The following is a 15,016-nucleotide window of genomic DNA, read 5'->3' as shown; positions in this document are numbered from 1 at the left end:
GCTAGCGCCTGCCTGCCGCCTTGGACTTCGGCTGCACGAGCCTGCTCGCCGTCCAGTCCCCCAGCTTCGCCGACGAGGTCTGCATCAACCCGGCGGTCGGAGCCGATTCGGCGATCTCGGCGGGCTGCACGTGTCCGGGCTTGCCGGTCATGGGCGTCACCACCCAGATGACCCCATCCTCGGCCAGCGGGGTGATGGCGTCCATCAGCCGGTCCACGAGGTCACCGTCGCCTTCCCGCCACCACAGCAAGACGACGTCGACCACTTCGTCCGCATCTTCGTCGAGCAGCTCAGCGCCGCACGCATCCTCGATGTCGGCCCGGATGTCGTCGTCGGTGTCCTCATCCCAGCCCAATTCCTGGACTATCTGATCCTTATTGATGCCCAGACTTTGGGCGTAGTTCGGGTCAGAGTCCTTCCCCGCCGCGACCACCGTCGATCCTCCTTCAAGCTCCAAGTGCACTCTTGATGCGTTTTCGTCCTAATCGTCGCACGTCGGTGTCCGAGTACGGGCGCATGCCGGGCAGTTCATCGATACGCCTTGTCACAGCGGTCCAGCGCGTTGGTCTTGGCGGTGTTGGATCTGTCGGTCGCGGCGTTGATCGTGTCGACCGCCGCGTTGCTCGAAATCGCGGCCGCGAGCGCCCGCGCAGCGTCCACCCATTCGTTCAGCGCAGCGCGAAGATCCGGCGCGAGCGCGTCGACGGAGCCGGAACTGACCAGGTCAGCGCTGTGGTTGAGGGCGTCGGCGGCGGGGCCGACCTTCGACTGCACGTCACCGTGGTTGTTGGCGGCAGTGACATAGGCGTTGACGGCGTTGACCGCGTCCACCGACGAGGTGCTCATGTCCTCGCACACCGCGTGGATGGCCTGGGTGGTCAGCGAGGCCTGCCGTTCCGACTCGCGGGTCGCGGAACTCGACTTGGAGGCGTCGATCGAAGCCGAGATCGAAGCCCGGTACAGCTGGGCGTCCTGTTGGTCGGCGACAGCGGCGCCGTCGGTCATGCGCGTGCAGCCGACGATCACCATGGCGATCGATGCCGCACTCCCCACCGCGAACGCGGCAACACGCACCCGCGTTCGACACTGTCCACCCACCAGCACGGTCTGCAGACGTTACCGGCTGGAAGCGATTCCGATGGGTTCATTGCACTCGACACCCCAGCGGCACGAATACGGCACGATAGGTGGACGATAGAGGACGCCACAAGCACCCATCAGTTGTTAACCGCCTAACAAGGAGCGGAAGTTGACCACCGAGTTCGCGCGCCAGGATCTGGCTCAAAACTCCACCACCGCAGCCGAACACGACCGGGTTCGGGTCATCCGGGAGGGGGTTGCCTCCTATCTTCCGGACATCGACACCGATGAGACGACGGAGTGGTTGGAGTCGTTCGATGAGTTGCTGGAGCGCTCCGGTCCTGCCCGGGCCCGATATCTGATGCTGCGCCTGCTGGAACGCTCGCGGGAGAAGCGCGTGGCGATCCCGGCACTGACGTCGACCGACTACGTCAACACGATCCCGACCGACCTGGAGCCGTGGTTCCCCGGCGACGAGGATGTCGAGCGACGCTACCGCGCCTGGATCCGGTGGAACGCGGCCATCATGGTGCACCGGGCCCAGCGCCCGGGAGTCGGTGTGGGCGGCCATATTTCGACGTACGCGTCGTCTGCGTCGCTGTATGAGGTGGGGTTCAACCACTTCTTCCGCGGCAAATCTCATCCGGGTGGTGGCGATCAGGTCTTCATCCAGGGTCACGCCTCGCCGGGCATCTACGCCCGTGCGTTCCTGGAAGGTCGGCTCACAACCGACCAACTGGATGGTTTCCGTCAGGAACACAGCCATCGCGGCGGTGGGCTGCCCTCCTACCCGCACCCCCGGCTGATGCCCGACTTCTGGGAATTCCCCACGGTGTCGATGGGCCTTGGCCCGATGAATGCGATTTATCAGGCCCGGTTCAACCACTACCTGCATGACCGGGGCATCAAGGACACCTCCGATCAGCACGTGTGGGCGTTCCTCGGCGACGGTGAGATGGACGAGCCCGAAAGCCGCGGCTTGATCCAGGTCGCCGCCAACGAGGCACTGGACAACCTGACCTTCGTGATCAACTGCAACCTGCAGCGCCTCGATGGGCCGGTGCGCGGTAACGGCAAGATCATCCAGGAACTGGAGTCGTTCTTCCGCGGTGCGGGCTGGAACGTCATCAAGGTGGTGTGGGGCCGCGAATGGGATGCCTTGCTGCATGCCGACAAGGACGGCGCGCTGGTCAATCTGATGAACGTCACCCCCGACGGCGACTACCAGACCTACAAGGCCAACGACGGCGCCTACGTGCGCGACCACTTCTTCGGTCGCGACCCGCGCACCAAGGCCCTCGTGGAACCGATGACCGATCAGGAGATCTGGAACCTCAAGCGCGGCGGCCACGATTACCGCAAGGTGTACGCCGCCTACCGTGCCGCCACCGAGCACAAGGGCCAGCCGACGGTCATCCTGGCCAAGACCATCAAGGGCTACACGCTGGGTAGCCACTTCGAGGGCCGCAACGCCACGCACCAGATGAAAAAGCTTGCGCTGCAAGACCTCAAGGATTTCCGCGACGTCACCCGGGTACCGATCTCCGATGCCCAGCTCGAAGAGGATCCGTACCTGCCGCCGTACTACCACCCCGGCCCGGAAACTCCGGAGATCCGCTATCTGCTGGATCGCCGCCGCGCCCTCGGTGGATTCGTCCCGGCACGCCGCAACAAGAGCACCCCGTTGGCGTTGCCTGCGTCGGAGTCCTACAAGCCGCTCAAGAAGGGCTCGGGCAACCAGGCCGTGGCCACCACGATGGCGACGGTGCGTACGTTCAAGGAACTGTTGCGCGACAAGAACATCGGGCCACGTCTGGTGCCGATCATCCCCGACGAGGCCCGTACCTTCGGCATGGACTCGTGGTTCCCGTCGTTGAAGATCTACAACCGCAACGGGCAGCTCTACACGTCGGTGGACTCGACATTGATGTTGGCCTACAAGGAATCTGAGATCGGCCAGATCCTGCACGAAGGCATCAACGAGGCGGGGTCGACATCGTCGTTCACCGCGGTGGGCACGTCATACTCCACCCATGACGAGCCGATGATCCCGATCTACATCTTCTATTCGATGTTCGGATTCCAGCGCACCGGCGACGGTCTGTGGGCAGCGGCCGACCAGATGGCCAAGGGCTTCGTGCTCGGCGCCACGGCGGGCCGCACCACGCTGACCGGCGAAGGCCTGCAGCACGCCGACGGGCACTCGCTGCTGCTGGCGTCGACCAACCCGGCTGCGGTGACCTACGACCCGGCGTTCGCCTACGAGATCGCCCACATCATCGAAAGCGGGCTGAAGAGGATGTACGGCGAGCACGCCGAGAACGTCTTCTTCTACATCACCATCTACAACGAGCCCTACGTCCAGCCCGCCGAGCCGGAGAACCTCGACGCCGAGGCGCTGCTGCGCGGCATGTACCGCTACCGCGCGGCAGCCGAGCCACGCACGAATGCCGCTCAGATCCTGGCTTCGGGTGTCGCGATGCCAGAAGCCCTGCGGGCGGCGGACCTGCTGGCCGAGGAATGGGATGTCGCGGCCGATGTGTGGTCGGTGACCAGCTGGGGCGAGCTCAACCGCGAAGGCGTGGAGATCGAGAAGCATCGGCTGCGCCACCCCGACAAGCCGTCGCTGACACCCCACGTCACCTCGTCGCTGGCCGACGCGGCGGGTCCGGTCGTGGCGGTGTCGGACTGGATGCGTGCCGTGCCCGAGCAGATCCGGCCCTGGGTGCCCGGCACCTACATCACCCTGGGCGCCGACGGGTTCGGCTTCTCCGACACCCGCCCGGCCGCGCGCCGCTACTTCAATACCGACGCAGAGTCGGTGGTGGTGGCAGTGCTGGAGGGGCTTGCCCGCGACGGCAACATCGACCCCTCGGTAGCCGCCGAGGCCGCCCGTAAGTACCGCATCGACGACGTCTTCGCCGCCGCGGTGTCTTACGCCGACACCGGCAGCGCCTAGGGTTTCCGGCGGCTTTCTCGGGCGAGCAGACATCGCGGTACCCGAAATGCGGCGTGTCGCGTACCGGACTGTCTGCTCGCCGAGAAGCCGTTTGGAGGAATCCGCCAGAAGATCGGCGTAGCTTTTAGGGATGCCCGACAATCGGTTCGTTCCGCCGAAGACCACGGTCGAGGTGCTGGAGGCGGTGCCGGACTCGACGCTGCGCCGCTTGAAGCAGTACTCCGGCCGGCTGGCCACCGAAGCCGTGCATGCGATGGAAGACCGGCTGTCGTTCTTCGCCGAACTCGACGCGTCGCAGCGGGCCAGCGTGCAACTGGTGGTGCAGACCGCCGTCGTCAACTTCGTGGAATGGATGCGCAACCCGCAAAGCGACGTCGGCTACACCGCGCAGGCCTTCGAAGTGGTGCCGCAGGACCTGCGGCGCCGGATCGCCCTGCGGCAGTCGGTGGAGATGGTGCGCACCACCATGGAGTTCTTCGAAGAGGTGGTGCCGCTGCTGGCCCGCTCGGAAGAACAACTGACCGCCCTGACGGCCGGGATCCTGCGGTACAGCCGTGACCTGGCGTTCGCGGCGGCCAGCGCGTACGCCGACCAGGCCGAGGCGCGCGGCGCCTGGGACCGGCGGATGGAGGCCAACGTCGTCGACGCCGTGGTGCGCGGCGACGTCGGGCCCGAATTGCAGTCCCAGGCCGCGGCGCTGAACTGGGACGCCACCGCACCCGCCACGGTGATCGTGGGGCTGCCGCACCCGGACCGCACCGAGATGGCCAGCGACGATGTGCGCGACGTCGTGCAGCGCCACGACCGGGCGGCCCTGTCAGACGTGCACGGCACCTGGCTGGTCACCATCGTGTCCGGTCCGCTGTCCCCGACCGACCGGTTCCTGACCGATCTGATGACCGTGTTCGCCGACGGCCCGGTGGTGATCGGCCCGTTGGCCCACACCCTGACGGCCGCGCACCGCAGTGCGACCGAGGCGATCTCGGGCATGAACGCCGTGGCCGGGTGGAGCGGCGCCCCGCGGCCGGTTCCGGCGCGCGAACTACTGCCGGAGCGCGCACTGCTCGGCGACATGGACGCGATCGCGGCCCTGGCGACAGAGGTCATGCGCCCGCTGTCCGATGCCGGACCCGCCCTGACCGAAACCCTTGACGCCTATCTCGATTCCGGCGGCGCGATCGAGGCCTGCGCCCGCAAATTGTTCGTTCATCCAAATACCGTCCGGTACCGGCTCAAACGGATCGCCGACTTCACCGGACGCGACCCATCGGTACCCCGGGACGCCTACGTGCTGCGGGTGGCGGCGAGCGTCGGGCGGCTGAGCTCGCAGCCGTCTCAGTCGAGCACGTCAAACAGCATCGCCAAGGCGGTTCCCGCCATCGGACCGGCCGGCGGGAGCGGGCGACGGGCCTGGTAGCGGCATTCTTGCCAGAAACCTGGGTCGCGGCCGGGTATCGGCAATGTCGCATCACGTGCAGTTTTGTAGACATCCCACAAAAACCTAAGACAAGGTTCATAATCTCTTACACGGCGCAAAACCAACTTCACAGTGTTCTCTTAAAGACGTGCCTCAAGGACCCGTGCTCGCATTGCTCGCCCCCGGACAGGGCTCGCAGACGCCCGGCATGCTCACCCCGTGGTTGCAGCTGCCCGGTGCCGCCGATCGTCTGGCGACCTGGTCGCAGATCAGTGGCCTGGATCTGGCCCGCCTGGGCACCACGGCAACCGCCGAGGAGATCACCGACACTGCGGTGACGCAGCCCCTGGTGGTCGCCGCCACCCTGCTGGCCCATGAGGAACTCGTCCGTCGCGGCGTGCTCGACAAGGTCGCCGCCGCCGAGACCATCGTGGCGGGGCACTCCGTCGGTGAGATCGCCGCCTACGCGATCGCCGGTGTGATCTCTGCCGACGACGCGGTCAAGCTGGCCGCCACCCGCGGCGCCGAGATGGCCAAGGCCTGCGCTGTCGAGCCCACCGGCATGTCCGCGGTGCTCGGGGGCGATGAGGACGAGGTGCTCGCCCGCCTGGAATCCCTCGACTTGATCCCGGCCAACCGCAACGCCGCAGGCCAGATCGTGGCTGCCGGCGCCGTGGCTGCGCTGGAGAAGCTGGCCGAGGATCCGCCGGCCAAGGCCCGGGTACGCCAACTGGCCACCGCAGGCGCCTTCCACACCCACTACATGGCTTCCGCTCTCGACGGCTACGCAGCCGCGGCGGCGTCTGTAACGACCGCCGAGCCCACGGCGACACTGCTATCGAACGCCGACGGGCAGCCCGTCGCCTCGGCGGCCGATGCGATGGAGAAGCTCGTCGCTCAGCTGACCAAGCCGGTGCGTTGGGACCTGTGCACCGCGACCATGCGTCAGCACGAGGTCACCGGAATTGTCGAATTTCCGCCGGCCGGCACGTTGGCCGGCATCGCCAAGCGGGAACTCAAGGGCACGCCGACGCGCGCCATCAAGTCCCCTGAGGACCTCGACACCCTCACCGAGCTCTAGACCATCTCCACCTGAAAACGTTCCAAAAAGTCCTCCGCACCCGGGGGACGTAAACACCGATAGAAGGAGCCATAGTGGCCGCCAGTCAGGAAGAAATCATCGCCGGTCTCGCCGAGATCATCGAAGAGGTCACCGGCATCGAGCCGTCTGAGGTGACCCCCGAGAAGAGCTTCGTCGACGACCTGGACATCGACTCGCTGTCGATGGTGGAAATCGCCGTGCAGACCGAGGACAAGTACGGCGTGAAGATCCCGGACGAGGATCTCGCCGGCCTGCGCACCGTGGGTGACGTCGTCTCCTACATCCAGAAGCTCGAGGAAGAGAACCCCGAGGCCGCCGCCGCCCTGCGTGAGAAGTTCTCGGCAGACCAGTGACCAGGCCTTCCACTGCTAATGGCGGTTTCCCCAATGTTGTGGTGACCGCCGTTACGGCGACGACTTCGCTCGCGCCGGACATCGAGAGCACGTGGAAGGGCCTGCTGGCAGGCGAGAGCGGTATCCGCGTCCTCGAAGACGATTTCGTCGAGAAGTGGGATCTTCCGGCCAAGATCGGTGGGCACCTCAAGGAGCCGCTCGATCCGCTGATGACCCGCCTTGAGATGCGTCGCATGTCCTACGTGCAGCGCATGGCCAAGTACCTCGGCAACCAGCTGTGGGAGAACGCCGGTAAGCCGGAGGTCGACCCCGACCGGTTCGCAGTGGTCATCGGCACCGGCCTCGGTGGCGGCGAGAAGATCGTCGAGACCTACGACGCCATGAACGAGGGCGGGCCCCGCAAGGTGTCCCCGCTCGCCGTTCAGATGATCATGCCCAACGGTGCAGCCGCCGTCGTCGGCCTCGAGCTCGGGGCCCGCGCCGGCGTCATCACGCCCGTGTCAGCATGTTCGTCGGGGTCGGAGGGCATCGCCCACGCCTGGCGGCAGATCGTCATGGGCGACGCGGACATCGCCGTCTGCGGCGGCGTCGAGGGTGCCATCGAAGCGCTGCCCATCGCGGCGTTCTCGATGATGCGTGCCATGTCGACCCGGAACGATGACCCTGAGGGTGCATCACGTCCGTTCGACAAGGACCGCGACGGGTTCGTCTTCGGCGAGGCCGGTGCGCTCATGGTCATCGAGACCGAAGAGCATGCCCTGGCCCGCGGCGCCAAGCCGCTGGCCCGCCTGATGGGCGCCGGCATCACCTCCGATGCCTTCCACATGGTGGCTCCGGCCCCCGACGGTCTGCGCGCCGGTGCCGCAATGAAGCGTGCCCTGGAGACCGCCGGTCTGGACGCCAAGGACATCGACCACGTCAACGCTCACGCCACGGCAACGCCGATCGGTGACACCGCGGAGGCCAACGCCATCCGTGTCGCCGGTGTGCAGAACGCTGCGGTGTACGCACCGAAGTCGGCCCTGGGCCACTCCATCGGTGCTGTCGGCGCACTCGAGTCGGTGCTGACAGTGCTGGCACTTCGCGACGGCGTCATCCCGCCGACGTTGAATTACGAAACACCAGATCCTGAGATCGATCTCGATATCGTTGCAGGTGAGCCTCGGTATGGCGACTACCAGTACGCCATCAACAACTCGTTCGGGTTCGGTGGCCACAATGTGGCCCTGACCTTCGGGCGGTACTGAGGCACGAGAGGAAAGAACGCACCAAATATGGCGGGATTGTCCACGGGTAACGGTCTGCCCAACGTGGTTGTCACCGGCGTAGCCATGTCGACGGCGCTGGCAACCGATGCCGAAAGTACCTGGAAGAAGTTGCTGGACGGGCAGAGCGGCATTCGCACGCTCACCGACCCGTTCGTCGAAGAGTACGACCTGCCGGTTCGCATCGGTGGTCACCTCCTCGAAGACTTCGATCATGAGCTGACGCGTGTCGAGCTCCGTCGCCTGTCGTACCTCCAGAAGATGTCGACCGTGATCGGTCGGCGCGTCTGGGAGAACGCGGGCACTCCCGAGGTCGATGCCAAGCGGCTGATGGTGTCGATCGGCACCGGCCTGGGGTCTGCCGAGGAGTTGGTGTTCGCCTACGACGGCATGCGGACCAGAGGTCTGCGTGCCGTGTCACCACTCGTTGTGCAGATGTACATGCCCAATGGCGCTGCCGCCGCCGTCGGACTCGAGCGCAAGGCCAAGGCCGGGGTGAGCACCCTGATCTCGGCCTGCGCGTCGGGTTCCGAAGCCATCGCGAATGCGTGGCGCAATATCGTGCTCGGTGAAGCCGATATCGCCATCTGCGGTGGTGTGGAAACCAAGATCGAGGCGGTGCCGATCGCCGGCTTCGCCCAGATGCGCATCGTGCTGTCCAACAGCAACGACGATCCGCAGGGCGCGTGCCGCCCGTTCGACAAGGACCGCAACGGGTTCGTCTTCGGTGAGGCCGGCGCCATGCTGGTCATCGAAACCGAGGAGCACGCCAAGGCCCGCGGCGCCAACATCCTGGCCCGCATCATGGGTGCCAGTGTCACGTCCGACGGCTACCACATCGTGGCGCCCGATCCCAACGGCGAGCAGGCGGGTTACGCCATGACCCGGGCCATCGAGTTGGCCGGCCTGCAGCCCTCCGACATCGACCACGTCAACGCGCATGCCACCGGCACCAGCGTCGGCGACGTGGCCGAGGGCGTGGCCATCAACAACGCGATGCGGGGCCACCGTCCCGCCGTCTACGCGCCCAAGTCCGCGCTCGGCCACTCGGTCGGAGCGGTGGGGGCCGTGGAATCCATCCTCACCATCTTGGCGCTGCGCGACGGCGTCATCCCACCGACACTTAACCTGCGTAACCTCGACCCGGAGATCGACCTCGATGTCGTCGCCGGTGAGCCGAGGCAGGGCAACTACAAGTACGCAATAAACAACTCGTTCGGATTCGGTGGGCACAACGTCGCGCTCACCTTCGGGAAGTACTGACACCCACCGTATTCCCGCAAGGCTGGCCGGCATCCGACAGCTACAAGGAGGTTTGTATGACCATCATGGCCCCCGAGGCGGCTGCCGAGTCACTCGATCCGCGCGATCCACTGCTCCGGCTCAAGACGTTCTTCGACGACGGCTGCGACGTCGAACTGCTGCACGAGCGTGACCGTTCCGGTGTGCTCGCCGCCGCAGGCACCGTCAACGGTGTGCGGACCGTCGCCTTCTGCACCGACGGCACCGTCATGGGCGGTGCGATGGGTGTGGATGGCTGCGCCCACATCGTCAATGCCTACGACACCGCCATCGCCGACCAGAGCCCGATCGTCGGCATCTGGCACTCCGGCGGTGCCCGGCTGGCCGAGGGCGTCAAGGCCCTGCACGCGGTCGGCCTGGTGTTCGAGGCGATGATCCGCGCGTCCGGCTACATCCCCCAGATCTCGGTGGTGGTCGGCTTCGCGGCCGGCGGCGCGGCCTACGGCCCGGCCCTGACCGACGTGATCATCATGGCCCCGGACAGCAAGGTGTTCGTCACGGGTCCTGACGTGGTGCGCAGTGTCACCGGCGAGGACGTCGACATGGTGTCGCTCGGCGGCCCCGACGCCCACCACAAGAAGTCCGGCGTGTGCCACATCGTCGCCGACGACGAGCTCGACGCCTACGAGCGCGGCCGCCGCCTGGTCGGATTGTTCTGCCAGCAGGGCCATTTCGACCGCAGCAAGGCCGAGTCGGGCGATACCGACCTGCACGCGCTGCTGCCGGAATCGGCCCGCCGCGCCTACGACGTGCACCCGCTGATCACCGCGCTGCTCGATGACGGGGTGCCGTTCGAAGAGTTCCAGGGCAAGTGGGCCCCGTCGATCGTCGTGGGCCTGGGCCGGCTGGCCGGGCGTTCGGTCGGCGTGATCGCGAACAACCCGCTGCGCCTGGGCGGCTGCCTGAACTCCGAAAGTGCCGAGAAGTCGGCACGTTTCGTGCGACTGTGCGACGCCTTCGGCATCCCGCTGGTGGTCCTGGTGGACGTGCCCGGCTACCTGCCCGGGGTGGATCAGGAATGGGGCGGCGTCGTGCGACGCGGCGCCAAGCTCCTGCACGCCTTCGGCGAGTCGACGGTCCCCCGCGTCACGCTGGTGACCCGCAAGATCTACGGCGGCGCCTACATCGCGATGAACTCGCGGTCGCTCAACGCCACCAAGGTCTTCGCGTGGCCGGACGCCGAGGTCGCCGTGATGGGCGCCAAGGCTGCCGTCGGCATCCTGCACAAGAAGAAGCTGGCTGCCGTCGAGGACCTCGCCGAGCGTGAGGCTCTGCACGAGGAGCTGGCGGTCGAGCACGAGCGCATCGCCGGTGGGGTGGATTCGGCCATCGAGATCGGCGTGGTCGACGAGAAGATCGACCCGGCCCACACCCGCAGCAAGATCACGCAGGCATTGGCTGAGGCCCCGCACCGTCGCGGCCGCCACAAGAACATCCCGCTGTAACCTTCTCTGCGCGAGCAGACGAAGAATCGCACGAATTCCCTTGGAATCGTGCGATTCTGCGTCTGGTGGCCAGGATTACCGCGTGGTGTAGCCCCCGTTGGCGAAGATGGTCTGCCCGTTGATCCAGTGCCCTTCACCGGCCAGGAACACCACGAGCGGGGCGATGTCAGTGATCTCGGTCAACCGGTTGCCCATGGCCTGCGATTTGTGGAACTCGACGCGCTCGGGAGTCTCCTGCGGGTAGAAGAACGGCGTGTCCATCGGCCCGGGCGCGACGTTGTTGACGTTGATGCCGCGCACACCGAATTCCTTGGACGCCGCGCGGGTGAAGTGCTCGACCGGACTCTTCGAGCCGGCATACGTCGAATAGCCGTCGGTGTAGGCGGCCAGCAGCGCGGTGACGATGGTGACCACCGAACCGTTGTCGGCCAGGCGCTTGCCTGCCTGCTGCAGGAAGAAGTAGGCCGCCTTGGCGTTGATGTCGAACATCGAATCGTATTCGGCCTCAGTGGTTTCCACGAACGGCTTGCGCAGCACCTTGCCCACGGTGTTGATCGCGATGTCGACGCTGCCGAACGCGTCGACAGCGGTGTCGAAGAGCTTCTCCACGTTGGCGGGGACGGTGAGGTCGCCCTGCACTTTGACGGCCTTCACTCCGGCGTCCTGCACCGCGGCCACCGTCTTGTCGGCGTCAGCCTCGGTCGACGCGCTGTTGTAGTGGACCGCGACGTTGACGCCGCGCTCGGCGAGTGTGGTGCTGATCAGACCGCCCAGGTTCTTGGCGCCTGCGGCAACGATCGCGGATTTACCTTCCAGTTTGCTCATGGTTCCGAGGCTAGCCAGCAGACCCACAAATGAGTAACGCAAAATCTCGATCTTTTAACAAGCATCGCCTGTGGATAAGCTGACGCGATGAGCGGCCGCATCCCCGACCTGCGACGTTTGCGTCATTTCATCGCGGTTGCCGAAGCCGGCGGCTTCACCCGGGCCGCCGCTGAGCTGCACCTGAGCCAGCAGGCGCTCAGCAGTTCGGTTGCTCAGCTGGAGAAAGAGCTCGCCACCACGCTGTTCGTCCGCGAGGGTCGGCGGGTCACCCTCACCCGGGCCGGCGAGTTGCTGCGCAGCGAGGGCCGCGTTCTGCTGGCCGCGGCCCGCACGGTCTCCGAGCGAGTGCGGCAAGCCGCAGGCACCGAGGATGTCTACGTCGTCGGCCATACCCCCGCGCTCAGCGGCGCCGAGGTGTACACGCGGCTGGAACGGGCCATCACTGCCTACGCGGACACGTCGTTCACGTTCCGGCAGCTCTACCCGGATCAGCTGGTCGAGGCGGTGCTCGACGGCACGGTGGCGCTCGGCCTGCGCCGCGCCGTGGTGCCCACCAGCGAACTGGCCACCGCCGTCGTGGGATACGACCGGGTGCGACTGGCGGTCCCGGCCGAACACCCGCTGGCAGGCCGCGCGACGGCCGACATCGCCGAGGTGGCCGGCGAGCGGATCGCCCTGTGGGCACCACCGGGTGCGTCCTACTACAGCGACTTCCTGATGGGCGCCTGCCGCCGCGCCGGATTCGAACCCGATTACGTGGTGAGCCGGGTCCAGGGCGCCGCCACGGTCGCCGCGCCGCTGACCACCGACGCCGTCGCGTTCGTGACGACACCGGCCGGTCCCGCGATGGCGGGACGAGTGGCCGTCATCGACCTGGACCCGCCGTTGCTGGTGCCCATCCAGGCGCTCTGGCAGCGTCACACCGTCTCAGAGGTACGCGACGCCATCCTGGCCGACGAACCGCACTCAACGGTCGAGGATCGCGGAAAGTGATTGCCGTAGAGCGCTTTCCGGGTCCGAGGGCAGGCTCTCGGCACGCCAACCGACGAAGTCGTCGGGCCGCACCAACAGCGCACCGCCCGCACCGAGTCCCGTGTGCGCCGCGCCGTCGTCGCCCAGTGCATGCACTGTGACCTCCACTGCCAACGTGGCCGCCACCCGGTTGGCCGCGGCTGTCCACGCCGTCGGATCCCCCGCGGTGAACAAGGCGAAACCCGAACCGATCACGTCCAGCGTGGATACCCGGTTCCCGTCGCCGGGTAGCCAGATGTGCGGCATGCGGGTGCCCGGTTGGCCCGTCAGCTCGTCGACGAAGGTCACGGTACCGGGCGAAGCGTCGTCGGAAACCACTGCTGCCGAATGGTATTGGTAGCCGAGCACCATGGTGAACAGCGGTGCCTCTTCGCCCTCGGCCAGGCCCGGCGTCTTACCGTCCAGCTTGAGCAGGGCCAGCGGTGGCCCGATGAGCGACTGGCGGGCGGCGAACCGGCCGATCGGATACCGCTCGTCGTGATAGGTCGCGAGCAGTCCGGGCCCGGCGATGCCGTGATGTACGCCCGCCAGTTTCCAGGCGAGGTTGTGCGCACTCTGGATGGCGGTGTTCGCACCCCCGGCCTTGAAAGGCGGCATGGTGTGCGCGGCATCGCCCACGAGATACGTTCGGCCAGTGCGGAATTGATCGGCCACCCGTTCATACGGCTGCCACGGTGCCACTTCGATGATCTCCACATCGATCGGTACGCCGATCGCCGCGACGAGAACGTCGCGACAGTGTTCGGGCGTGAACTGATCGGCGGATTCACCGTGCTCGGGCAGGTAGGTGGTGATGAACATACCGCGGTCACCCTCGACGACCAGGAAGATGCCGTCCGCCTCGGAGTTGCGCACCTGGACCGCGTCGCCCTCACCCATCTCGGGCACGAACGATCGCCACGGAGCCCGAAAGTAGATGAACACCACGAAGATCGGCAGCGCCCCGTAGCCCGACGTTGCGGTGCCGAGCATGGTGCGGATCGGGCTGTGCACACCGTCGGCCGCGACCAGGTAGTCGGCGTGCACGGTCTGAGTGCCGGACTCGCCTCTCAGCTCGGCCGTGATGCCGTCGGGTTCCTCCGCGAAGCCCATGAGGCTGGTGCCGTACCGAACCTGGCTACCGCGCCGACGAATATCGTTGAGCAACATCGGTTCCAGGTGGCTCTGCGGGCAGTACTGGGCCACGGGTTCGGGACTGAGGCCGTCGAATACGGCGAAGATCGCGTCGACGTCCATGGCCGGCTCGGCCGACGGACTGTTCAGCGTCGGTTTGAGCACCACACCGGTGACACCGTCGGCCACCGCATGCACCTGGTCCGCCAAGCCCAGCGACCGCAGGATCTCCAGAGTGCGGAAGGTGATGTTGCGGGCCTTCGGATAGACGAAGGCCTCGCGCCGTTTTTCCACGAGCATCGATTCGACGCCGTGCTGCGCCAGCAGATCCGCACAGGCCAGCCCCGCGACCCCCGCGCCGACAATCAGTACCGGGACTCGAACGTCGTTCATGGCCCCTCCTCAACACGGAACTACTTAGTTCCGTCTAGCTCCACTGTGGCACTGGGGGCCGCGCCGCGCAACCGTCAGAGCGTCGACGCACCGGCCAGCGGCAGGATCACGTCCTCGAGCACGCGCCGCACGAACACCCGATCGATCGGCCGTCCGGTGATCACCCGCACCACGTTGAGACCCAGCGCCACGTCCGGTATCAGGCTCAGGTCGCGGCCGGGCGGGATCTCGCCGCGCGCCTGCGCATGGTCGAGCAGCAGCCGGATCATCTGGCGCGGCGGGGAGAGCACGAGGTCATCGAGTGCGGCGGCGAGGACCGGATCGTGCATCGCGGCCGTCGCGACCCCGACAATCACCTTGATGGTGCTCAGTCCGGCATCGTCGAACTCTGGCACCGCAGCGACGAGTGCCTCGATGTCGCCGCGCAGGCTTCCCGTATCGGGCGGCTCGACCGAACCCTGACGTCGCCGCCAGTGCGCGATCGCGTCGGCGATCACCACGGGCTTCGACGGCCAGCGACGATAGATCGCGGCCTTGCCGACGCCGGCCCGCGCCGCCACGTCGTCCATGCTCAGCCGGTCATACCCCAGTTCGGCCACCCCCTGCAGGGCCGCATCGAGAATGCTCGCATCACGGGTCCGGTCCAGGCGCCCGGGGCTGCGCCGCGGGTTCGATGTCGACGCGGCACCTGCCATGACGAACCATCCTGTCGATACGGGTCAGTTCCGTG

13 protein-coding genes are annotated in these 15,016 nt (G+C 66.7%); 8 read left to right on the top strand and 5 right to left on the bottom strand.

The annotated features are described in order from the left end of the window. Position 1: 1 nt before the first annotated feature. Together A5784_RS01055 and A5784_RS01050 are read right to left on the bottom strand one after the other, a co-directional pair. Positions 2 to 433 (bottom strand): DUF3052 domain-containing protein, encoded by a 432-nt coding sequence (locus A5784_RS01055; protein ID WP_064941458.1) that lies wholly within the window; start codon positions 431 to 433, stop codon positions 2 to 4. Between the two features lie 95 nt (positions 434 to 528). Next, the gene (locus A5784_RS01050; RefSeq protein ID WP_156750308.1) at positions 529 to 1,104 is read right to left on the bottom strand and encodes an Rv2240c family protein; all 576 of its coding nucleotides are present in this window, start codon (positions 1,102 to 1,104) and stop codon (positions 529 to 531) included. 145 nt (positions 1,105 to 1,249) lie between these two features. Between A5784_RS01050 and aceE the strand changes: the two genes are divergently transcribed. From aceE to A5784_RS01015, 7 genes are all read left to right on the top strand, one after another. Continuing rightward, positions 1,250 to 4,039: a pyruvate dehydrogenase (acetyl-transferring), homodimeric type gene (gene aceE / locus A5784_RS01045; RefSeq protein WP_064941456.1), complete on the top strand. Its 2,790-nt coding sequence runs from the start codon at positions 1,250 to 1,252 to the stop codon at positions 4,037 to 4,039. Between the two features lie 130 nt (positions 4,040 to 4,169). Then, positions 4,170 to 5,456 carry a PucR family transcriptional regulator gene (locus tag A5784_RS01040; protein ID WP_064941454.1) on the top strand — a complete coding sequence of 429 codons (1,287 nt, stop codon included), beginning with the start codon at positions 4,170 to 4,172 and terminating at the stop codon, positions 5,454 to 5,456. A gap of 163 nt (positions 5,457 to 5,619) precedes the next feature. Next, complete coding sequence (locus A5784_RS01035) at positions 5,620 to 6,537, top strand: ACP S-malonyltransferase (protein ID WP_082944591.1); 918 nt, start codon at positions 5,620 to 5,622, stop codon at positions 6,535 to 6,537. 74 nt (positions 6,538 to 6,611) lie between these two features. Further along, positions 6,612 to 6,911, top strand: coding sequence for a meromycolate extension acyl carrier protein AcpM (gene acpM, locus A5784_RS01030; protein WP_064941450.1), 300 nt, complete (start codon positions 6,612 to 6,614; stop codon positions 6,909 to 6,911). Then, positions 6,908 to 8,158, top strand: a complete 1,251-nt coding sequence (gene kasA / locus A5784_RS01025; protein ID WP_064941448.1) for a 3-oxoacyl-ACP synthase KasA — start codon at positions 6,908 to 6,910, stop codon at positions 8,156 to 8,158. The genes acpM and kasA overlap by 4 nt, the downstream gene beginning before the upstream one ends. Positions 8,159 to 8,185: 27 nt before the next feature. After that, a complete protein-coding gene (gene kasB, locus A5784_RS01020; protein ID WP_064941446.1) occupies positions 8,186 to 9,439 on the top strand; it encodes a 3-oxoacyl-ACP synthase KasB in 1,254 nt (417 codons plus the stop codon). Positions 9,440 to 9,495: 56 nt separating this feature from the next. Further along, positions 9,496 to 10,923, top strand: a complete 1,428-nt coding sequence (locus A5784_RS01015; RefSeq protein WP_064941444.1) for an acyl-CoA carboxylase subunit beta — start codon at positions 9,496 to 9,498, stop codon at positions 10,921 to 10,923. Positions 10,924 to 10,998: 75 nt separating this feature from the next. Here A5784_RS01015 and A5784_RS01010 read toward each other — a convergent pair whose 3' ends face one another. Then, positions 10,999 to 11,748, bottom strand: coding sequence for an SDR family oxidoreductase (locus A5784_RS01010; RefSeq protein ID WP_064941441.1), 750 nt, complete (start codon positions 11,746 to 11,748; stop codon positions 10,999 to 11,001). 87 nt (positions 11,749 to 11,835) lie between these two features. Here A5784_RS01010 and A5784_RS01005 point away from each other — a divergent pair, with 87 nt between their 5' ends. Continuing rightward, the gene (locus A5784_RS01005; RefSeq protein WP_064941439.1) at positions 11,836 to 12,741 is read left to right on the top strand and encodes a LysR family transcriptional regulator; all 906 of its coding nucleotides are present in this window, start codon (positions 11,836 to 11,838) and stop codon (positions 12,739 to 12,741) included. On the opposite strand, the gene A5784_RS01000 is transcribed toward A5784_RS01005, so the two are convergent. Continuing rightward, positions 12,715 to 14,286, bottom strand: coding sequence for an FAD-dependent monooxygenase (locus A5784_RS01000; protein WP_064941437.1), 1,572 nt, complete (start codon positions 14,284 to 14,286; stop codon positions 12,715 to 12,717). The genes A5784_RS01005 and A5784_RS01000 overlap by 27 nt on opposite strands. Before the next feature lie 74 nt (positions 14,287 to 14,360). Next, the gene (locus A5784_RS00995; RefSeq protein WP_064941435.1) at positions 14,361 to 14,981 is read right to left on the bottom strand and encodes a TetR/AcrR family transcriptional regulator; all 621 of its coding nucleotides are present in this window, start codon (positions 14,979 to 14,981) and stop codon (positions 14,361 to 14,363) included. Positions 14,982 to 15,016: the final 35 nt, after the last annotated feature.

This window comes from Mycobacterium sp. 852013-50091_SCH5140682, from assembly GCF_001665685.1.
Lineage (GTDB): Bacteria > Actinomycetota > Actinomycetes > Mycobacteriales > Mycobacteriaceae > Mycobacterium.
The sequence above is the reverse complement of the archived record's forward strand: the minus strand, read 5'-3'. Positions and strand labels throughout refer to the sequence as shown.

What these genes read in the sequence shown, in the direction of transcription:
- A5784_RS01040 (WP_064941454.1), top strand. Translation starts at nt 4,170, where the DNA reads ATGCCCGACAATCGGTTCGTTCCGCCGAAGACCACGGTCGAGGTGCTG.
- kasB (WP_064941446.1), top strand. Translation starts at nt 8,186, where the DNA reads ATGGCGGGATTGTCCACGGGTAACGGTCTGCCCAACGTGGTTGTCACC.
- A5784_RS01015 (WP_064941444.1), top strand. Translation starts at nt 9,496, where the DNA reads ATGACCATCATGGCCCCCGAGGCGGCTGCCGAGTCACTCGATCCGCGC.
- A5784_RS01010 (WP_064941441.1), bottom strand. Translation starts at nt 11,748, where the DNA reads ATGAGCAAACTGGAAGGTAAATCCGCGATCGTTGCCGCAGGCGCCAAG.
- A5784_RS01005 (WP_064941439.1), top strand. Translation starts at nt 11,836, where the DNA reads ATGAGCGGCCGCATCCCCGACCTGCGACGTTTGCGTCATTTCATCGCG.
- A5784_RS01000 (WP_064941437.1), bottom strand. Translation starts at nt 14,286, where the DNA reads ATGAACGACGTTCGAGTCCCGGTACTGATTGTCGGCGCGGGGGTCGCG.
- A5784_RS00995 (WP_064941435.1), bottom strand. Translation starts at nt 14,981, where the DNA reads ATGGCAGGTGCCGCGTCGACATCGAACCCGCGGCGCAGCCCCGGGCGC.